The organism is Kluyvera fluvialis, from assembly GCF_059725275.1.
In genome coordinates this window covers 1,157,800-1,176,494 of sequence record NZ_AP046142.1, presented here as the reverse complement: position 1 = coordinate 1,176,494, position 18,695 = coordinate 1,157,800, and the positions used below count along the sequence as shown (strand labels likewise).

Annotated in this window: 19 protein-coding genes; 14 read left to right on the top strand and 5 right to left on the bottom strand. The window is 52.5% G+C overall.

Going from position 1 to position 18,695, the window contains the following annotated elements; translation table 11 throughout:
* Positions 1–12: 12 nt before the first annotated feature.
* The 5 genes from AC6I4B_RS05705 (at position 13) to AC6I4B_RS05685 (ending at position 3,131) form a co-directional block, all read left to right on the top strand.
* A complete protein-coding gene (locus AC6I4B_RS05705) occupies positions 13–1,023 on the top strand; it encodes an ABC transporter substrate-binding protein (protein WP_497770250.1) in 1,011 nt (336 codons plus the stop codon).
* Between the two features lie 125 nt (positions 1,024–1,148).
* Positions 1,149–1,448: an ArsR/SmtB family transcription factor gene (locus AC6I4B_RS05700; RefSeq protein ID WP_497770248.1), complete on the top strand. Its 300-nt coding sequence runs from the start codon at positions 1,149–1,151 to the stop codon at positions 1,446–1,448.
* Positions 1,449–1,459: 11 nt separating this feature from the next.
* Positions 1,460–1,996 carry a rhodanese family protein gene (locus AC6I4B_RS05695; protein WP_497771948.1) on the top strand — a complete coding sequence of 179 codons (537 nt, stop codon included), beginning with the start codon at positions 1,460–1,462 and terminating at the stop codon, positions 1,994–1,996.
* A 37-nt stretch (positions 1,997–2,033) separates the two neighbouring features.
* Positions 2,034–2,213: a GDFGVC terminal motif YodC-like protein gene (locus AC6I4B_RS05690; RefSeq protein WP_497770246.1), complete on the top strand. Its 180-nt coding sequence runs from the start codon at positions 2,034–2,036 to the stop codon at positions 2,211–2,213.
* 468 nt (positions 2,214–2,681) lie between these two features.
* Positions 2,682–3,131, top strand: a complete 450-nt coding sequence (locus AC6I4B_RS05685) for an L-alanine exporter AlaE (RefSeq protein ID WP_497770245.1) — start codon at positions 2,682–2,684, stop codon at positions 3,129–3,131.
* A gap of 47 nt (positions 3,132–3,178) precedes the next feature.
* Here the strand turns inward: AC6I4B_RS05685 and AC6I4B_RS05680 are convergent, their stop codons facing one another.
* Positions 3,179–3,523, bottom strand: a complete 345-nt coding sequence (locus tag AC6I4B_RS05680; RefSeq protein ID WP_497770244.1) for a DUF2002 family protein — start codon at positions 3,521–3,523, stop codon at positions 3,179–3,181.
* Between the two features lie 150 nt (positions 3,524–3,673).
* Here AC6I4B_RS05680 and AC6I4B_RS05675 point away from each other — a divergent pair, with 150 nt between their 5' ends.
* On the top strand, positions 3,674–4,000 hold the full coding sequence (locus AC6I4B_RS05675) for a DUF883 family protein (RefSeq protein ID WP_497770242.1): 327 nt from the start codon (positions 3,674–3,676) through the stop codon (positions 3,998–4,000).
* A gap of 167 nt (positions 4,001–4,167) precedes the next feature.
* On the opposite strand, the gene pdxR is transcribed toward AC6I4B_RS05675, so the two are convergent.
* The gene (gene pdxR, locus AC6I4B_RS05670; RefSeq protein WP_497770241.1) at positions 4,168–5,517 is read right to left on the bottom strand and encodes a MocR-like pyridoxine biosynthesis transcription factor PdxR; all 1,350 of its coding nucleotides are present in this window, start codon (positions 5,515–5,517) and stop codon (positions 4,168–4,170) included.
* Positions 5,518–5,603: 86 nt separating this feature from the next.
* Between pdxR and AC6I4B_RS05665 the strand changes: the two genes are divergently transcribed.
* The 8 genes from AC6I4B_RS05665 to emrB all read left to right on the top strand — a co-directional run bounded on the left by AC6I4B_RS05665 (position 5,604) and on the right by emrB (position 14,595).
* A complete protein-coding gene (locus AC6I4B_RS05665; protein WP_497770239.1) occupies positions 5,604–6,035 on the top strand; it encodes a carboxymuconolactone decarboxylase family protein in 432 nt (143 codons plus the stop codon).
* Positions 6,036–6,445: 410 nt separating this feature from the next.
* Positions 6,446–7,648, top strand: a complete 1,203-nt coding sequence (gene proV, locus AC6I4B_RS05660) for a glycine betaine/L-proline ABC transporter ATP-binding protein ProV (RefSeq protein WP_497770237.1) — start codon at positions 6,446–6,448, stop codon at positions 7,646–7,648.
* On the top strand, positions 7,641–8,696 hold the full coding sequence (proW, locus tag AC6I4B_RS05655; RefSeq protein WP_497770236.1) for a glycine betaine/L-proline ABC transporter permease ProW: 1,056 nt from the start codon (positions 7,641–7,643) through the stop codon (positions 8,694–8,696). Before proV ends, proW begins: the two co-directional genes overlap by 8 nt.
* A 68-nt stretch (positions 8,697–8,764) precedes the next feature.
* Positions 8,765–9,760, top strand: coding sequence for a glycine betaine/L-proline ABC transporter substrate-binding protein ProX (proX, locus tag AC6I4B_RS05650; RefSeq protein ID WP_497770234.1), 996 nt, complete (start codon positions 8,765–8,767; stop codon positions 9,758–9,760).
* Between the two features lie 150 nt (positions 9,761–9,910).
* The gene (locus AC6I4B_RS05645; protein WP_497770233.1) at positions 9,911–11,092 is read left to right on the top strand and encodes an MFS transporter; all 1,182 of its coding nucleotides are present in this window, start codon (positions 9,911–9,913) and stop codon (positions 11,090–11,092) included.
* Positions 11,093–11,227: 135 nt separating this feature from the next.
* Positions 11,228–11,758 (top strand): transcriptional repressor MprA, encoded by a 531-nt coding sequence (mprA, locus tag AC6I4B_RS05640; RefSeq protein ID WP_497770231.1) that lies wholly within the window; start codon positions 11,228–11,230, stop codon positions 11,756–11,758.
* A gap of 109 nt (positions 11,759–11,867) precedes the next feature.
* The gene (emrA, locus tag AC6I4B_RS05635; RefSeq protein ID WP_497770230.1) at positions 11,868–13,040 is read left to right on the top strand and encodes a multidrug efflux MFS transporter periplasmic adaptor subunit EmrA; all 1,173 of its coding nucleotides are present in this window, start codon (positions 11,868–11,870) and stop codon (positions 13,038–13,040) included.
* 16 nt (positions 13,041–13,056) lie between these two features.
* Positions 13,057–14,595 (top strand): multidrug efflux MFS transporter permease subunit EmrB, encoded by a 1,539-nt coding sequence (gene emrB / locus AC6I4B_RS05630; protein WP_497770229.1) that lies wholly within the window; start codon positions 13,057–13,059, stop codon positions 14,593–14,595.
* Positions 14,596–14,651: 56 nt separating this feature from the next.
* Here emrB and AC6I4B_RS05625 read toward each other — a convergent pair whose 3' ends face one another.
* The 3 genes from AC6I4B_RS05625 to gshA form a co-directional block, all read right to left on the bottom strand.
* A complete protein-coding gene (locus AC6I4B_RS05625) occupies positions 14,652–16,010 on the bottom strand; it encodes a glycoside-pentoside-hexuronide (GPH):cation symporter (protein ID WP_497770227.1) in 1,359 nt (452 codons plus the stop codon).
* Between the two features lie 284 nt (positions 16,011–16,294).
* On the bottom strand, positions 16,295–16,810 hold the full coding sequence (luxS, locus tag AC6I4B_RS05620) for an S-ribosylhomocysteine lyase (protein ID WP_497770226.1): 516 nt from the start codon (positions 16,808–16,810) through the stop codon (positions 16,295–16,297).
* Positions 16,811–17,070: 260 nt separating this feature from the next.
* The gene (gshA, locus tag AC6I4B_RS05615; RefSeq protein ID WP_497770224.1) at positions 17,071–18,615 is read right to left on the bottom strand and encodes a glutamate--cysteine ligase; all 1,545 of its coding nucleotides are present in this window, start codon (positions 18,613–18,615) and stop codon (positions 17,071–17,073) included.
* Positions 18,616–18,695 lie beyond the last annotated feature (80 nt).

The window sequence follows — 18,695 nt, the reverse complement described above, 5'->3', positions numbered from 1 at the left end:
GGAGTTATCGCTATGAAACGTCGCCATGCGTGGTTACTCTGCGCCTGGCTGGCTTTCCCCGCCCTGGCCTCGCGCCAGGTCGTGGATGATGCCGGTCATTCGGTTAGCGTGCCCGATCGGGTCAACGCGATTGCCGACGGTTGGTTTGCCCATCATTCGGTACTGATGACGTTAGGCGCGGGCAACAAAATCGTCGCCACGGTGAATCACCCGGAAAGCCAGCCGTGGATGTTTAAAATTACGCCAACGCTGAATCAGGCGTTGCAGGTACGCGGCACGAGTTTTAACCCCGAAAGCCTGCTGGCTAAACGGGTCGATGTGGTGTTTAGCGCCAAAGGAAATGACAAGGCGGAGAGTTATCGCCAGGCCGGTTTGCCAACCCTTGAGATGGCGTTCACCGACTACCCTTCGCTGATGAAATCAGTCTCCACCACCGCGCAAGTGCTTGATACCCATCACGCTTACGCGCGCGCGGCGGCCTATAACCATTATCTGCAAACCGCAATTGATACCGTACAGCGGAAAACGCAAAACCTGACGGCAACGCAGCGCCCCAGCGTGCTGCATATTCAGTCCCTGAAGCCGCTCAAAGTCGATGGTAGCCAGACGTTGATTGATACCTGGATTACCCTCGCGGGCGGTAAAAATGCGGCGAAAGATATAAATGGCAATATGAAAGAGGTGTCGGCCGAGAGCGTACTCAGCTGGCAGCCGGATGTGATTATTCTTGGCGCTCACTGCGGCGACCTGGCGCATTCGCCTTACGCTAAACTTTTTGCCGGATTAAACGCGGTGAAAAACGGCAAGGTACTGCAAAACCCGGCGGGCGTTTTCCCGTGGGATCGCTACGGAACCGAGAGCGCGCTACAAATCCAGTGGGCGGCGAAAATGCTGCACCCGGAGCTATTCCCCAACGTCGATATGGCGGCGGTGACCGAGGATTTTTACCGCCGATTCTTTGATTACCCGCTTAATGCCGACGAGGCGCAACGCATTTTACGCGCCCTTCCTCCGGCACAATAACCCGCCTTCTGTGCGCTGGACATGGTCCGGCGCAACCCCCGCACACTCAGACGAACAGAGATTACTGGCATAATTCCGCCCTTTATTTTAGAATTGACTTAATTAAGAAAAGCCTAAAATAAAAGATGAACAACAGCGAATTTCTCCAGTCACGCGCCAGCGAAGCCGCTTTGCTGCTGAAAGCCATGAGTAACCCTCACCGGTTGCTGATCCTCTGCATACTTTGCGATTCACCAGGTACCAGCGCCGGTGAGTTAGCCAAAGTCACCGGTTTAAGCCCGTCGGCAACCTCACAGCATCTCGCCAGAATGCGTGAAGAAGGGTTAATCGGCAGCCAGCGCGACGCCCAGCGCATTCACTATTTCATTCATAGCGAGGCGGTTAAGCACATTGTCACCGCCTTGAAAACGCTCTATTGCCCTTGAGAGATAAAATGATGACCATCGAAAACATCACGCCCGTCGAGGCGTTAGCGCTGATTGAGCGCGGGGCCACATTGGTTGATATTCGCGATGCCGATGAATATGCCCGTGAGCACATTGCCGTTGCGCGCCTGCTTGCGCTTAGCGCAATAGAACAGGGAGCGACATTGCCATCTACCGCTGATGCGGTGGTGATTTTCCACTGCCAGTCTGGCCATCGTACACGTAACAATCTAAGCCGCCTGATTGCCGCTGCCGCTCCCGCGCAGATAAAAATAGTCGAGGGTGGCATTGATGGCTGGAAGCAGGCTGGCCTGCCTACCGTTGAAGATAAATCACAGCCCCTTCCTCTGATGCGCCAGGTGCAGATTGCGGCAGGCGTGCTAATTTTACTGGGCGTCGTGCTCGGTTATAGCGTGTCTGGCGCGTTCTTCCTGTTAAGCGCGTTCGTCGGGGCCGGTTTAACTTTTGCGGGCATCACTGGTTTTTGTGGCATGGCGCGACTGCTCGCTATCATGCCGTGGAACCGGCGTACATCAAGCTCCCGGTGAGCGTAATTAAAGTCATGAATAACGAAGGAGTCGTGTGATGTTTGCACCAGGCGATGAAGTTCAACCCAAAACGGGTGGGCCAAAATTAAAGGTTATTGAAGCGCATGAAGACCACATCGTGGCTGTACAGGCCCGCGATGAACACGGTAAGCAGTACACGCTGAACAATGCGGATGTCGTGCTGTATCAAGAAGACGGTGACTTTGGCGTGTGCTGATTTCTCCTCGCGGTGGGTTATGCCCGCCGCACTATTTCCGCTGAATAATGCATGATTACCCGAAAAAAGTGCATACTTTCAAACCACCCCCCACAGAATCAAATCCTGCATTTTCACCTTTCAATCGGATAAAAACACTAAACGTGATGATAATCACAATAAAATCCGCATTGTCTTTCTCCCGCGTAAAAAGAGACGATCGCTCATCGTTTTTCACCTGACACAAACAAATCGCAACAGGATGATTTTTAAGCCAAAAAAGACAAGTGAAAACAAAAATAGCGCAGCGAACAAAAAACAACCAAAAACAGAGTGTTTTATTGACAAAAACGCATTAAATAAAAATCTTTCACTAGTTGTTTGTTCTATTGCAGACAGATAACCTATACACGTCGATTAAACCAACTAAAAACGCCTGTAAAACACATTTATCTCTGTGTTAACCGTTCATTTTCGAGGAGCATACCGATGTTCTCTGCGCAGTCACGTCTGCGTCATGCGGCAGCAGACACTTTCGCCATGGTGGTCTACTGTTCCGTCGTGAACATGATGATTGAAATTTTTCTCTCAGGAATGACCTTCGAGCAGTCACTTTCATCTCGTTTGGTAGCAATCCCAGTCAACATTATTATTGCCTGGCCATACGGTATGTATCGTGACTTCATTATGCGACAGGCAGCCCGTATCAGCCCCGCAGGTTGGATTAAGAGAGTCGCGGACCCGCTGGCGTATGTGACGTTCCAGTCGCCCATTTACGTGCTTATCTTGTTAAGCGTGGGGGCCGACTGGCAGCAGATTGCCGCAGCAGTCAGTTCAAACGCGGTGGTATCACTGGTGATGGGAGCCGTATACGGCTATTTCCTCGATTTTTGCCGTCGCCTGTTCCGCGTTCAGCGGTACACCCAGGTCAAAGCCTGATAGCAACACACAAAGTAGGTGGCGAGCCAGGCCACCTACTGACAACTCTATGCGTTATCGCCAAATAACCCATCTAAAAAACGCTCTAACGCCATACGTGAACTAAAGCCGTGCGGAATACCGTAATGCTGTTCAACTTCGCCGCCTAAATACAGCGGGAATTGCTCGTAATGATCGCAGGCTTTTATTTCAGAAGCCGGTTCGGCATATTTCACGCTACGTTCTTTTAGCGCCGGATGAATGATCAGCGCCGTGCGCCCCATACGCGCTTCACGGTTAACGTAAACATAGTTTTCACCACGGCTATAGCCGTAAGCTTTTGAGGTTACCGCATCCATGGTAAAGCCCGCCTTTTCAAGAACGCGCGCCACCTCATCAGGTCTTAAATACATATTTTATCCTCGTCATCGGGTGCTGCATCGCCACCTTACATTAATCAGTATTCTCCTCGCTTTCAGATAATTCCAGAAACAGCTTAAGCTCCGGCAAATTATGTCGAATGTCCTACACTTAACGCTCTATCAAAATTTGTGGAGGTCGTTATGTTCAACTCACTAAATCGCAGTGATGCCGATGACGAAGTACAGAATATTCAACGTGATGTCGGGCAATTAGCCGATTCTCTGGAAAGCGTACTAAAAAGCTGGGCCAGCGATAATGCAGATGAAGTAGAGACCGCCCGGCGCAATGCCAAAGCGTTGTTGAGTGAAACCCGCGCCCGCCTTAATGGCCGTAACCGTCTACAGCAAAGTGTGCATGATGCCGCAGAATCCGCAGACAGTTATATTCACGATAAACCGTGGCAAAGTGTGAGCGCGGCGGCAGCGGTGGGGATTTTTATTGGCATATTGCTGGGCATGCGCCGATAATATAGTCAAACAATACACACCCAAAATAATTCGGGTTGTTTGCAGGCGGCCACCGAGGCAGCCCCAGGCAACCTGAAATATAACGGTGATAGATAATAAAGACGCGTCTGCCCCGGCTTATACTCGACATCATTCAGCGTGAAGTATGACGAGTATAAGCAGGGGTTTTATTTTATGGCCCGGCGTAGCGCGGCGACCTGCTCATTCGCCATCGCCTGCGAAGCCACGTTAGTGAAGCTCATGATTAATCCCGCGCGCCCGTCCTGGCGCATTCGCCAGTCGTTCACCGCCTGTACAGCCAGCCCAGCTTGCCGCGCCTGATGCGCCATTGCCCGATCGTCGCCCTCAACCGTCACCACCAACTGAATACCGCCTAACTGCTCCAGCACCTCAAAACCGTGCGCCGCCAGTGCGTCTTCCAGCCAGCGTCGGCGCATTGCGTAATGAGCACGCATTTTTTTCAAGTGCCGCCAGAAGTGCCCTTCACGCATAAAATCAGCCAACGTTTGCTGCCACAGCAAAGGAACCGGACACGCGACCCGCTGCGCCTGGCGGCGAAAGGCCGCCACCAACGGCAGTGGGACCACCAGCCAGGCGGTGCGTAACGCGGGAAACAGCGCCTTGCTGAACGTCCCGGCGTAGATAACACGCTGCGGCGCATCAAGGCTTTTCAGCGGCGGCAGCGGTTTACCCTGATAACGAAACTCGCTGTCGTAGTCGTCTTCAATAATCCACGCCTGATGATGTGCCGCCCAGTCAAGCAACTGCCGCCGCCGGGGCAACGACAGCGCAACCCCAGTCGGGCTTTGATGCGCGGGCGTCAGGAGGGCAAACCGCGCGTCGGCGGCATGTTGCATCGCCCATGCGACATCCATACCGTCGGCATCAACCGGCACGGGGCACAGCGTCACCCCTTCTTGTTCAACCACGGGGCGAATCAACGGAAAACCGGGGTCTTCCATCCACATGCTTTCACCGCGCGCGCCCAGCGCTTGTAGTATCAGGCTCATCGACGCCGCATAGCCTGAGGTGATAAACACCTGCTCGGCCTCGCATTCAATACTGCGTGACAGCCGCAGATATTCGACAATCGCCTGGCGCAGCGCCATTTCACCACAGACATCGCCCAGCGCCAGCTCAAAACGGGTTTGCGTACGCAAGCGCCGCCCCATCACTCTGGCCCACAGGCCGCGCGGAAAGAGATCCAGCGCGGGAAGGCCAAGTTGAAAGGGCTGCGGCTGAAAATATTCACCGCCAAAACCCAGCGGCTCGGCAGCCACGGGTTCTAACGTTAAGTGATCGCTCACAAACGTTCCTGCCTGACCGCGCCGCTCCAGCCAGCCTTGCGCCACCAGTTCACCGTAGGCGTTTTCCACCGTGACTCTCGATACGCCTAGCTCCTGTGCGTAAACCCGGCTGGAAGGCAGCCGCCTGCCGGAGGTCAATTCGCCCTGCTCTATCGCCGCTTTAAGCTGGCGAGCAATTTGCTGGTAACGGGGTACGCTGCTCTGCTTCATGGTCTTATTTTTTACTCATAATATGGCTATCTTTTTAAGACCATTATAGTGCTATTTTGCTTCCATCTTGAACGAGGAGTAACACAATGACTGCATTACGCCAACCTTATAACGAACTCAGCCCAGACGTTTACGCCGCGCTGGTTCAGGCCAAAATCGCGCTGGAAAAAAGCACGCTTGACCCTTCCCTGATTGAGCTGCTGTATTTACGCGTTTCACAAATCAACGGCTGCGCGTTTTGCCTGGAAATGCACAGCAAAGCGCTGCGTAAATCTGGTGTTGCACAGGTGAAGCTGGATGCGCTGGCAGGCTGGCGAGTGAGCAATCACTTTAACGATGCCGAGCGTGCGGCGCTGGCCTGGGCAGAAGACGTTACCCGCATTGCGGATACACACGCCGAGGACGAGGTGTATCAACCGCTGCTGACGCATTTCAGCGCCGCGCAAATCAGCGATATGACTTTCGCAATTAGCCTGATGAATGCGTTTAACCGCCTGGCGGTCAGTATGCGCATGTAGACCTAATATCGCCCGTCAATAATCGCGATTGACGGGCGTTATTTCCGCTAATTATTTCACTATTATTTCAAGAAATACGCCCCTGATTTTTACCCGGATATTCCCGAAAATCACGCCATCATCATACAAATATTTCCCTATTCAGAATGGGAGATTTCAGTTCGATATTCATAATATTTTTTAGCTCTCAGCCAAATTTCCCACATTATTTGTTAAAAAATCACACCTGCGCTAATTCGCCCGCAGCCCTTATATCATGGGAAATACACGCCATTACCCCCTGCCGTGTATTTCAAATGAAAACACATTGAGGGTTGTCACATCATCTCAGTATGCTAGGGTATAAACAGGTCACTATTTTCATCAGGTAGCATATCGACATAATCCAAAAACAGGAAATCTCATATTGCATGGCAGTTAAATTAGAAGTTAAGAATCTTTATAAAATATTCGGCGAGCATCCACAGCGAGCATTCAAATATATCGAGAAGGGTTTCAACAAAGAGCAAATTCTGGATAAAACAGGGTTATCGCTTGGCGTCAAAGACGCCAGTCTGGCCATTGAAGAAGGCGAGATATTTGTCATCATGGGATTATCCGGCTCAGGAAAATCCACTATGGTACGCCTTCTCAATCGTCTGATTGAACCCACTCGCGGACAGGTGCTGATTGACGGTATTGATATCGCCAAAATATCTGATGCTGAGCTTCGTGATGTTCGCAGAAAAAAAATTGCGATGGTCTTCCAGTCATTTGCGCTAATGCCGCATATGAGCGTGCTGGATAATACCGCTTTTGGCATGGATTTAGCCGGTGTTCCGGCGCAAGAACGCCAGGAAAAAGCGCTGGATGCGCTGCGTCAGGTTGGTCTTGAGAATTATGCTCATGCCTATCCCGATGAACTTTCCGGCGGGATGCGTCAACGCGTAGGTTTAGCCCGCGCATTAGCCATTAACCCCGACATCTTATTAATGGATGAAGCTTTTTCAGCGCTCGACCCATTAATTCGCACCGAGATGCAGGATGAGCTTGTAAAATTACAGGCGAAACATCAGCGTACCGTAGTATTTATTTCCCATGACCTCGACGAAGCTATGCGCATTGGCGACCGTATTGCCATTATGCAAAATGGTGAAGTGGTGCAAGTGGGTACACCGGATGAAATTCTGAATAATCCGGCGAATGATTATGTCCGTACCTTCTTCCGTGGTGTGGATATTAGCCAGGTATTTAGCGCCAAAGATATTGCCCGCCGTAACCCGGATGGTCTTATCCGTAGAACGCCAGGTTTTGGTCCTCGCTCGGCATTGAAATTATTACAAGATGACGACCGTGAATACGGCTACGTGATTGAACGTGGTAATAAGTTTGTCGGAATAGTCTCAATTGATTCACTGAAAGAGGCGTTAAAAGCCAACCAGGGAATTGACGCGGCATTAATTGATGAGCCGGTGGCTGTCGATGCCCAAACGCCGCTCAGCGAATTGCTCTCTCAGGTGGGTCATGCCCCCTGCGCCGTACCGGTTGTTGGAGAAGAACAGCAATACGTCGGCGTTATTTCAAAACGAATGCTACTACAGGCATTAGATCGCGAGGGGGCAAACAATGGCTGATCAATCAAATCCGTGGGATACCACACCGGCTGCCGATAGCGCAGCAAATTCCGCCGATGCATGGGGTTCTTCGGCATCATCCAGCGGCAGTGCCGACTGGCTAAACAGCGCGCCAGCGCCGCAGGTTGAGCATTTCAATATTTTTGACCCGTTCCATAAAACGTTAATCCCGCTGGATAGCTGGGTGACACAGGGTATCGACTGGGTGGTGACCCACTTCCGTCCGGTATTCCAGGGGATTCGCGTCCCTATCGATTACATTCTCAGCGCTTTCCAACAGCTACTGTTGGGGATGCCAGCGCCGGTGGCGATTATTCTTTTCGCCCTGATCGCATGGCAAATCTCCAGCGTGGGTATGGGGGTCGCGACCTTTATTTCACTGATCGCGATTGGTGCGATTGGCGCATGGTCACAGGCGATGGTCACCCTTGCGCTGGTACTTACCGCGCTGCTGTTCTGCGTCGTTATCGGCCTGCCGTTGGGCATTTGGCTGGCGCGTAGCCCACGGGCGGCGAAGATTATTCGCCCGCTGCTCGATGCGATGCAGACTACGCCTGCGTTCGTTTACCTGGTGCCTATCGTCATGCTGTTCGGTATTGGTAACGTGCCGGGGGTCGTGGTGACTATTATCTTCGCCCTGCCGCCAATTGTGCGTCTGACCATTCTGGGGATTAACCAGGTGCCAGCCGACCTGATTGAGGCCTCGCGCTCCTTCGGCGCCAGCCCGCGTCAGATGCTGTTTAAAGTGCAGTTGCCGCTGGCGATGCCAACCATTATGGCTGGGGTAAACCAGACGCTGATGCTGGCGCTGTCGATGGTGGTTATCGCCTCGATGATTGCCGTCGGGGGTCTGGGTCAAATGGTTCTGCGCGGTATTGGCCGTCTGGATATGGGCCTCGCTACGGTCGGCGGCGTCGGGATTGTTATCCTCGCGATTATTCTCGACCGTCTGACTCAGGCCGTTGGCCGCGACTCCCGTAGCCGTGGCAACCGCCGCTGGTACAACACCGGGCCTATCGGCCTTCTGCTCCGCCCCTTCAGCAAATAACCATCGTATTAGCCCAGCAAGCGCGCTGGGCTAATGCTCCACTATCTATGACTATTAAAGGAACAACGATGCGACATTCATTTGTTTTTGCGACCGCTTTCGCCACTCTGGTCTCCACCAGTACTTTCGCCGCCGACTTGCCGGGTAAAGGTATTACCGTGCAACCGGTACAGAGCACGCTTTCGGAAGAAACCTTCCAGACGCTGGTAGTGAGCCGCGCACTGGAAAAACTGGGCTACACCGTCAGTAAGCCAAACGAAGTGGACTACAACGTGGGCTACACGTCCATCGCCGCCGGAGATGCAACGTTCACCGCTGTAAACTGGATCCCGCTGCATGACGATATGTACGAAGCCGCCGGTGGCGATAAGAAATTCTACCGTGAAGGTGCGCTGGTGAACGGTGCGGCACAGGGTTATCTGATTGATAAGAAAACCGCCGATCAGTATCACATCACCAATATCGAGCAGCTTAAAGACCCGAAAATCGCCAAGCTGTTTGACACCAACGGCAACGGGAAAGCCGACCTCACCGGGTGTACGCCTGGCTGGGGCTGTGAAGCAGTTATCAACCACCAGATGGACGCCTATGGGCTGACCAAAACGGTCGATCATAATCAGGGGAACTATGCGGCGATGATGGCGGACACCATTACTCGCTTTAAAGAAGGCAAGCCGGTGCTGTACTACACCTGGACGCCATATTGGGCGAGTGATGTACTGAAACCAGGTAAAGATGTTGTCTGGCTGCAAGTGCCGTTCTCAGCGCTGCCTGGGGTACAGAAAAACCTCGATACCAAGCTGTCTAACGGCGCAAACTATGGCTTCCCGGTCAGCACGATGCATATCGTCGCCAACAAAGCCTGGGCTGAGAAAAACCCGGCAGCGGCCAAACTGTTTGCCATCATGAAACTGCCGCTGACTGACATTAACGCGCAGAACGCCATGATGCATGACGGTAAATCGTCAGAAGCCGACGTTCAGGGCCAGGTGGATGGTTGGATTAAAGCCCACCAGCAGGTCTTTGACGGTTGGATTAAAGAAGCACTGGCAGCACAGAAGTAAGTTAATCATGCCGCCAGCGGATGGCGGCGTGGCGATATCCGGCCTACACACGCTGTAGGCCGTAAAAGCACAATCCGCTACGCGACATTTCCCCTCTCCTGCACGCCTTTCGTTATTATCGCTAATATTCTTCCTCACACTTTCATCACAATGACTAAACCTGCTCACGGGCTTAGCCCGGCACTTATCGCCTTAATGTCCATCGCCACAGGGTTGGCGGTCGCCAGTAACTATTACGCTCAGCCGCTGCTGGAAACCATCGCGCGGAACTTTGCGCTCAGCGCCGGTCAGGCGGGGTTTATCGTCACCGCCGCGCAGCTTGGCTACGCCGCAGGGCTGCTGTTCCTTGTGCCGCTGGGCGATATGTTCGAACGCCGCACGCTGATTGTCACCATGACGCTTCTTGCCGCAGGGGGAATGCTGATTACCGCCAACAGCAGTTCGCTGGCGATGATGATTCTTGGCACGACACTCACCGGGCTGTTTTCGGTTGTCGCACAACTGCTGGTTCCGCTTGCGGCAACGCTCGCCGCACCGGAAAAACGCGGCAAAGTGGTGGGTACGGTGATGAGTGGCCTGCTGCTCGGCATTTTGCTGGCGCGCACCGTCGCGGGGCTGCTGGCAAGCCTCGGCGGCTGGCGCACGGTGTACTGGGTTGCGACCGTATTGATGGTGCTGCTGGCCTTTGCGCTGTGGCGCGGGCTGCCTAAACTTCAGCAACAAACGCACCTGAATTATCCGCAACTGCTTGGCTCCATTTTCCGCCTGTTCGCCGGTGACAAACTGTTGCGCACCCGTGCGCTGCTTGGCTGTCTGACCTTTGCGAACTTCAGCATTCTGTGGACGTCGATGGCCTTTTTGCTCTCTGCCCCACCGTTTAACTATTCTGAAGGCGCAATTGGCCTGTTTGGCCTTGCTGGAGCTGCCGGAGCGCTCGGCGCGCGTCCGGTCGGCGGGCTGGCCGATAAAGGCAAAGCGCACCTTACCACCACCTGGGGTCTGCTGCTGCTATTGCTTTCCTGGGTGGCGATTTGGTACGGACACAGTTCTGCCATCGCGTTGATTATCGGGATTCTGCTGCTCGATTTAATGGTGCAAGGCGTGCACATCACCAATCAGACGGTGATTTATCGCGTTCAGCCAGATGCACGAAACCGCCTGACGGCAGGCTACATGACCAGCTATTTTATCGGTGGCGCAGCGGGTTCGCTGTTGTCTGCCTCTGCCTGGCAACACGCAGGGTGGGCCGGTGTTTGTCTTGCGGGCGCGCTTGTGGCGGCGCTGAATCTGCTGGTGTGGTGGTGGGGTTATCACCGTCAGGAAGCGGAGTAATGGCGCAACGACCCAGTCTACGTATTGGGTCGAACTAAACCATATCTAAACAAAATAAATCGCAACCAATAATTCATTTACTTTATTTGTCACCCTCGTTACTATATCGACTGTAACTAATGAGGTAATGCCCAGATGGATAGTTCGTTTACGCCCATTGAACAAATGCTGAAATTTCGCGCCAGCCGCAGTGAAGAGTTTCCGTTCCAGGAAATCCTTCTGACTCGTCTTTGTATGCATATGCAAGGCAAGCTGCTGGACAATCGTAATAAGATGCTGAAGGCTCAGGGGATTAACGAGACGTTGTTTATGGCGCTAATCACGCTGGAGTCTCAAGAAAACCATAGTATTCAGCCTTCCGAACTCAGCTGCGCGCTGGGCTCATCGCGCACTAACGCCACACGTATTGCCGATGAACTGGAAAAACGTGGCTGGATTGAACGTCGTGAAAGCGACAATGACCGTCGTTGTCTGCACCTACAGCTCACCGAAAAAGGTCGTCAGTTCCTGAACGAAGTTCTGCCCCCGCAGCATCATTGTCTGCATCAACTCTGGTCATCATTAACCCTGGCCGAGAAAGATCAGCTCGAACATATCACCCGCAAACTTCTTACCCGTCTGGATCAGATGGAAGAGGATGGCTCAGTTCTTGACGCCCTGCGTTGATACCACCGCGCTAACAAGAAAAAAACAGGCCAGCAGATAATCCCTGCTGGCCTTTCTGGTGAACAGATCGGCTCAGCCGATATCAAATAATAAGAATGTGGAGAATCACATGAGCGCAAATGCGGAGACTCAAGCCCCGCAGCAACCCGCCAACAAGAAAGGCAAACGTAAACGCGCCCTCATCTTGTTGACCTTGCTCTTTGTTATTATTGCCGTGGCCTATGGCAGCTACTGGTTTTTGGTATTGCGTCATTTCGAGGAAACCGATGATGCATACGTGGCAGGGAACCAGGTTCAAATCATGGCTCAGGTGTCCGGTAGCGTGACGAAAGTCTGGGCCGATAACACCGACTATGTACAGCAGGGCGATGTGTTGGTCACGCTTGACCAAACCGATGCCCAGCAGGCGTTTGAAAAAGCGCAGACTGCGCTGGCTTCCAGCGTCCGCCAAATGCGCCAGCTGATGATTAACAACAAGCAGCTTCAGGCGAACATCGAGATCCGCAAAACGACGTTGGCACAGGCGCAAACTGACCTGAACCGTCGTATTCCGCTGGGCAGCGCCAACCTGATTGGCCGTGAGGAGCTGCAACACGCGAAAGACGCAGTCGCCAGCGCGCAGGCGGCCCTTGATGTGGCGATTCAACAGTACAACGCCAACCAGGCGATGATCCTCGGCACTAAGCTCGAAGAGCAGCCGACGGTGCGCCAGGCTGCAACGGAAGTGCGTAACGCATGGCTTGCGCTGCAACGGACTAAAATTGTTAGCCCAATGAGCGGCTACGTTTCTCGCCGTTCCGTCCAGCCAGGCGCGCAGATTAGCCCAACGACGCCGCTGATGGCGGTCGTTCCGGCCAGTAATCTGTGGGTCGATGCTAACTTCAAAGAGACGCAACTGGCGCATATGCGTATTGGCCAACCGGTGACCATCATCAGCGATATTTACGGCGATGATGTGAAATACAACGGTAAAGTGGTCGGCCTGGATATGGGGACTGGGAGCGCGTTCTCTCTGTTGCCAGCGCAAAACGCCACCGGTAACTGGATCAAAGTGGTACAGCGTCTGCCGGTACGTATCGAACTCGACCCAGAACAGCTAGCGAAACACCCGCTGCGTATCGGTTTGTCTACGCTGGTTAAAGTGGATACTTCTAATCGCGATGGGCAGATTCTGGCTAATCAGACTCGCACCAGCCCGGTTTACGAAAGTAACGCGCGTGAAATCAGCCTCGACCCAGTGAATAAGCTGATTAACGACATCGTACAGGCCAACGCCAACTAATGCTGGGGTGCGTGTAATGCAACAGCAAAAACCGCTGGAAGGCGCGCAACTGGTCATTATGACCATTGCGCTGTCGCTTGCCACGTTCATGCAGGTGTTGGACTCCACCATCGCTAACGTGGCGATCCCTACCATTGCCGGTAACCTGGGTTCATCGTTGAGCCAGGGAACGTGGGTGATCACCTCGTTTGGGGTGGCGAATGCCATCTCCATTCCGATTACCGGTTGGCTGGCGAAGCGCGTCGGTGAGGTTAAGCTGTTCCTGTGGTCAACTACCGCATTCGCCATCGCTTCATGGGCGTGCGGGATGTCCAACAGCCTCAGTATGCTTATCTTCTTCCGCGTGATTCAAGGGATTGTCGCCGGGCCGCTGATCCCCCTGTCGCAGAGTTTGCTATTAAGCAACTATCCACCGGCTAAGCGTTCTATTGCGCTGGCGCTGTGGTCAATGACGGTGATTGTCGCGCCAATTTGCGGGCCAATTCTCGGCGGCTATATCAGCGATAACTACCACTGGGGCTGGATTTTCTACATCAACGTGCCTATCGGTCTTATCGTGGTGTTGATGAGTATCCAGAGCCTGCGTGGGCGCGAAACGCGTACCGAGCAACGGCGTATCGACGGCGTCGGCCTGGCGCTACTGGTGCTGGGTATCGGTAGTTTGCAGGTTATGCTGGACCAGGGTAAAGAGCTAGACTGGTTTAACTCAACCGAGATTATTGTCCTGACGGTTGTGGCGGTAGTGTCGATAAGTTTCCTGATTGTGTGGGAGCTAACCGACGATAACCCGATCGTCGATCTGTCGTTATTTAAGTCGCGAAACTTTACGATAGGCTGTTTGTGTATCAGCCTGGCTTATATGCTCTACTTCGGCGCGATTGTGTTGCTGCCGCAGCTATTGCAGGAAGTTTACGGCTATACCGCGACGTGGGCAGGGCTGGCGTCGGCGCCCGTCGGGATTATTCCCGTCATTTTATCGCCGATCATTGGTCGCTTTGCTCATAAGCTGGATATGCGCCGCCTGGTCACGTTCAGCTTTATCATGTATGCCGTCTGTTTCTACTGGCGCGCCTACACCTTCGAGCCGGGGATGGACTTCGGTGCGTCGGCATGGCCGCAGTTTATTCAGGGATTCGCCGTTGCGTGCTTCTTCATGCCGTTGACCACCATCACGCTCTCCGGGCTACCGCCTGAGCGTCTGGCGGCAGCATCGAGCTTGTCGAACTTTACGCGAACGCTGGCGGGTTCTATCGGTACGTCGATTACCACGACGCTTTGGACTAACCGTGAGGCGATGCACCACGCGCAGTTAACCGAGTCAGTTACGCCGTTCAACCCGAATGCCCAGCAGATGTACGATCAACTGCAAGGCATGGGGATGACTCAGCAACAGGCTTCTGGCTGGATAGCGCAGCAGATTACAAATCAGGGGCTGATTATCTCGGCCAATGAAATCTTCTGGGTATCGGCGGGGATCTTCCTGATACTGCTGGGGCTGGTGTGGTTTGCCAGACCACCGTTTGGAGCCGGCAGCGGCGGCGGTGGCGCTCACTAGTTAAAAAGCCAGCTCAAACGAGCTGGCTTTTTTTACCTCAACGATCTGGCAGAGAGTTATTGTGCAAACGTACCTTTGCTCAAATCGCCCACAATACGGTTCATCCGCGCTTCATTCAGACCATAGAATTTAATCGAGAATGCCGTCAGGACGTAGAATACCGCTGGTACAAGAGTGAACAGCAGCATCACGCCCTGCCCTGCTGAAGCAGAAGGCTGTACCGCTACGCCAGATTGGTAATGGAAATAGGCCAGTACCCATCCCAAAATTGCGCCGCCCACGGCAACGCCTAATTTAATCACGAATATATTGGCGGCGACATTCATACCAGTAATTCTGCGCTGCGTCTTCCATTCACCATAATTATTTGCATCAGTAATCATCGACCATTGCAACGCACCGTTTCCGCCCTGAATAGCCGAAATAATAAGATGCACGACCAGAATAGCCAGCCATAATTGCGGTGGGACCAGGAAGCAAATAACACCGAAGCCAGCGGTAATTAAGTTAATCCAAAATGACAGTTTCACTTTACAAAAACGTGTACCCAGCGGTTTGGCTAGAACGGAACCCGCCATTGAGGCAAACATCCCACCGAGCATAAACACAGTGATAATGTCAGCGCTTTTATTCAGCACGGTATTAATATAGTACACCACCGCACCGCCGCGCAGCACGACTGCAACCAGCATCATAAAGTTATAAACCGAGAGAATCAGCCACTGGTCGTTTTTGAACAGTATTTTGACGTCACGCGCAATATTCAGGTTTTCCTCTTTAATCGGCTGTACGCGCTCTTTGGTGGTGAAGAAGCAGATAATAAACATGATGCAGCCAATCACGCCAAACAGCGCCATAGAAACCTGAATACCGGTCGCTCTGTCGGTGGGATAGAGGAAGTCAGCCAGCGGCAGAATCAGCGCAGTACCCAGCGCACCGCCAATGGGCGTGATGGCAAAACGCCATGACTGGAGCGAGAGGTTTTCACTTGGGTCAGAGGTTAACGCCGCTCCCAGTGAGCAGTATGGAATGTTAATCGCCGTGTACATCAGAGTCATAAAGATATAGGCGGCAACGGCGTACACCACTTTCCCGGTATCACCAAATGATGGGATGGAATACACCAGTACGCAACTCACCGCAAACGGCACACAGATAGCCAGCAGCCAGGGACGAAAACGCCCCCAGCGGGTAGACGTGGCATCAGCAATCGCGCCCATAATCGGGTCTGTCACGGCGTCTAACAGGCGCACTAACAGAAACATGGTTCCCATTACCGCAGGTGGCAGGCCGTAAATATCGGTATAAAAATAGGCCAGAATTGCCACCGATGAATCAAATACAATATGGCTAGCCGCATCCCCAAGGCTATAGCCAACTTTTTCCCTGATAGATAACCTATCTCCTGTAGACATACACACTCCCCTTTTTAATTTTATTGAGTAACGCTGATTCCGGGAGTATTTTTACAGGTCAAGAAAATTGCGCCATTATGATTTTCTGCTATCGAATTATGTTTTTAATTATATGTGATCGGTAAACATATTCGCTCATCAGTCAGCTATTGTTATATTTATCGTTCAAATAAATAAAGCCTTCACATCCTATTTGAGATATATGTTTTTATTTTACTGGTGGGCAAAAATAAAAACCCCAGAGCAAGCCCCGGGGTTATCGATTATTCAGCCGTTTCAGCAGACTAAATGTGCAGCTCTTGCAGTTTTTCTTTCGGCAACGCCAGTTCGTCGTTGCTGTTGATGCGCACACCACGATCGATAATCTGGCGCGCAATGTCCTGCGCTTCGCCAAGAGAGTGCATCTGATACGTACCGCACTGGTAAACGTTCAGTTCTGGGATCTGGTTTTGATCCTGCACTTTCAGCACATCAGCCATTGCCGCTTTCCAGGCATCGGCCACGCGCTGTTCATCCGGCGTACCAATCAGGCTCATATAGAAACCGGTACGGCAGCCCATAGGTGAGATATCGATAATCTCAACGCCGTCACCGTTCAGGTGGTCGCGCATAAAGCCCGCAAACAGATGCTCAAGAGTGTGGATACCTCTTTCTGGCATCACTTCCTGGTTCGGTACACAAAAACGCAGGTCAAAAACAGTGATCGCGTCGCCGTGCGGGGTGTTCATTTTCTTCGCCACGCGAACGGCTGGGGCTTCCATACGGGTATGATCGACAGTGAAGCTATCTAACAACGGCATTTCGTAACCTCCGATATCACCTTCATGCGCTGGGCATTGCATTTTTTTCTACGCCAACGATATTTTTAACTCATTGAATAGAATCGTTTTTATGCAATTTACCGCTTTTCGCCTCAGGATAATGTGATTTTTTTTAAAATAAACTGAACTCTTTGTTCCGATGCCAGTCTTACTTTATGAAAGACGCGCATTTGTTATCATCATCCCTGATTCAGAGATGTATATTTTGGCCACACTGATTGTGGCCTTTTTCTTTTGTATCAAGCGTGTCGAGCCAGCAACGCTTCAAACGGCTCGCTATCTGCCGCTTCAATCTGACGTTGACGTTCTCTGGACGCATCACGTTCCTTCGCGAAATCTTCCTCGCTCAGAATCTCCAACGGTTCTTCACGCAGCATCGTGCGATACTGTTCCGCCAGCGCTTTACCCGTACCACCGATACCTTGATCAAGCATAGAACGCAGAATGCGCGCCGAGAAGGTTAAATCAGGATTATCAAAGCAGGCAACCAGCTCATCGCAAACGTTCTGATACGCCGTATCGCCGTTCATACCGTCCAGCGTCTGGGCCACACGTTTCAGGTCATGGAACAAGTCTTTACCGACTTTGGTCAGCGGGAACTGTGCTGTTTCACAGCCAATCCCCAGCGTCAGACCAGGCTTACGCCCTTCCAGAATCACGCGGTTCCAGTTAGTACGGGTGCACAGTAGCTCGTCACTGCTCATTTCAGGCGCATCAGCCAACACACACCAAACCATGAACAGGTCGAGGAAGCGAATCTGTTGCTCATCAACGCCAATCGGTGAGAATGGGTTGATATCCAACGAACGCACTTCGATATACTCGATACCGCCGCGCAGCAGCGCATCGGACGGGGTTTCGCCATCGCGGGTAACGCGTTTTGGACGAATCGGCGCGTACAGTTCGTTCTCAATTTGCAGAATATTGCTGTTAATCTGCAAATGCTTGCCATCTTTCTCAAGACCAATGCGGGCATACTCTTCCGACGGGGTTTTAATCGCCCGTTTCAATCCTGCCACATACTCGTGCAATTCGTTAAACGTAATTCCGAGATTGCTTTGCGATTTATTGGTATAACCCAGGTCGCTCAGGCGCAAAGATGTGGCATACGGCAGGTAGTACATGCCGCATTCCGTTTTCTCAAACGGTAACGTCGTTGGTTTGCCCTGCAAGAATGACGAGCAAATAGCCGGTGACGCCCCGAACAGATACGGAATCACCCAGCCGAAGCGGTAATAGTTGCGAATCAGGCGGAAATAGCCCGCAGAAATCGCCTCTTTGTCGTGCACGCCGCACTTCGCCTGCCAGAACGCCATCGGCAGCGAGAAGTTGTAATGCACCCCAGAAATGGTCTGCATCAGCGCGCCGTAGCGGTTTTTCAGCCCTTCGCGGTACAGCGTTTTCAGGCGTCCTACGTTAGACGAGCCATACTGTGCCAGTTCAATATCCTGACCCGGCGCGATATAGCATGGCATACTCAGCGGCCACATGCGCTCGTCGCCGAGCTGACGTGCAGTGTAACGATGTACGTCACGCAGGAACGTCAGCATATGGTTGATATCGCCGTCAACCGGAGTAATAAACTCCAGCAGAGCTTCTGCAAAATCGGTGGTGATCCATTTATGAGTCAGCGTGGAACCCAGCGCCTCCGGGTGTCCGGTAGTTGCCAAAGAACCATCTGCATTAACACGTAGGGTTTCGCGCTCAAGACCGCGCTGGATACCTTCAAGAGCCTGAGGGTGTTTTTCCAGCCAGGACAGCGCCTGTGATACGTCCGGGATCAAATTGACCTCCCGCCTGTCAAATTCATTTTATTAAGCATAATTGTCAACGTGGAGATGAGAAAGATTCCACAAGCCACCCA

Excerpts from the sequence above, each read along its gene's own strand:
- AC6I4B_RS05705 (WP_497770250.1), top strand. The coding sequence starts at position 13 with ATGAAACGTCGCCATGCGTGGTTACTCTGCGCCTGGCTGGCTTTCCCC.
- AC6I4B_RS05700 (WP_497770248.1), top strand. The coding sequence starts at position 1,149 with ATGAACAACAGCGAATTTCTCCAGTCACGCGCCAGCGAAGCCGCTTTG.
- AC6I4B_RS05695 (WP_497771948.1), top strand. The coding sequence starts at position 1,460 with ATGACCATCGAAAACATCACGCCCGTCGAGGCGTTAGCGCTGATTGAG.
- AC6I4B_RS05690 (WP_497770246.1), top strand. The coding sequence starts at position 2,034 with ATGTTTGCACCAGGCGATGAAGTTCAACCCAAAACGGGTGGGCCAAAA.
- AC6I4B_RS05685 (WP_497770245.1), top strand. The coding sequence starts at position 2,682 with ATGTTCTCTGCGCAGTCACGTCTGCGTCATGCGGCAGCAGACACTTTC.
- AC6I4B_RS05680 (WP_497770244.1), bottom strand. The coding sequence starts at position 3,523 with ATGTATTTAAGACCTGATGAGGTGGCGCGCGTTCTTGAAAAGGCGGGC.
- AC6I4B_RS05675 (WP_497770242.1), top strand. The coding sequence starts at position 3,674 with ATGTTCAACTCACTAAATCGCAGTGATGCCGATGACGAAGTACAGAAT.
- pdxR (WP_497770241.1), bottom strand. The coding sequence starts at position 5,517 with ATGAAGCAGAGCAGCGTACCCCGTTACCAGCAAATTGCTCGCCAGCTT.
- AC6I4B_RS05665 (WP_497770239.1), top strand. The coding sequence starts at position 5,604 with ATGACTGCATTACGCCAACCTTATAACGAACTCAGCCCAGACGTTTAC.
- proV (WP_497770237.1), top strand. The coding sequence starts at position 6,446 with ATGGCAGTTAAATTAGAAGTTAAGAATCTTTATAAAATATTCGGCGAG.
- proW (WP_497770236.1), top strand. The coding sequence starts at position 7,641 with ATGGCTGATCAATCAAATCCGTGGGATACCACACCGGCTGCCGATAGC.
- proX (WP_497770234.1), top strand. The coding sequence starts at position 8,765 with ATGCGACATTCATTTGTTTTTGCGACCGCTTTCGCCACTCTGGTCTCC.
- AC6I4B_RS05645 (WP_497770233.1), top strand. The coding sequence starts at position 9,911 with ATGACTAAACCTGCTCACGGGCTTAGCCCGGCACTTATCGCCTTAATG.
- mprA (WP_497770231.1), top strand. The coding sequence starts at position 11,228 with ATGGATAGTTCGTTTACGCCCATTGAACAAATGCTGAAATTTCGCGCC.
- emrA (WP_497770230.1), top strand. The coding sequence starts at position 11,868 with ATGAGCGCAAATGCGGAGACTCAAGCCCCGCAGCAACCCGCCAACAAG.
- emrB (WP_497770229.1), top strand. The coding sequence starts at position 13,057 with ATGCAACAGCAAAAACCGCTGGAAGGCGCGCAACTGGTCATTATGACC.
- AC6I4B_RS05625 (WP_497770227.1), bottom strand. The coding sequence starts at position 16,010 with ATGTCTACAGGAGATAGGTTATCTATCAGGGAAAAAGTTGGCTATAGC.
- luxS (WP_497770226.1), bottom strand. The coding sequence starts at position 16,810 with ATGCCGTTGTTAGATAGCTTCACTGTCGATCATACCCGTATGGAAGCC.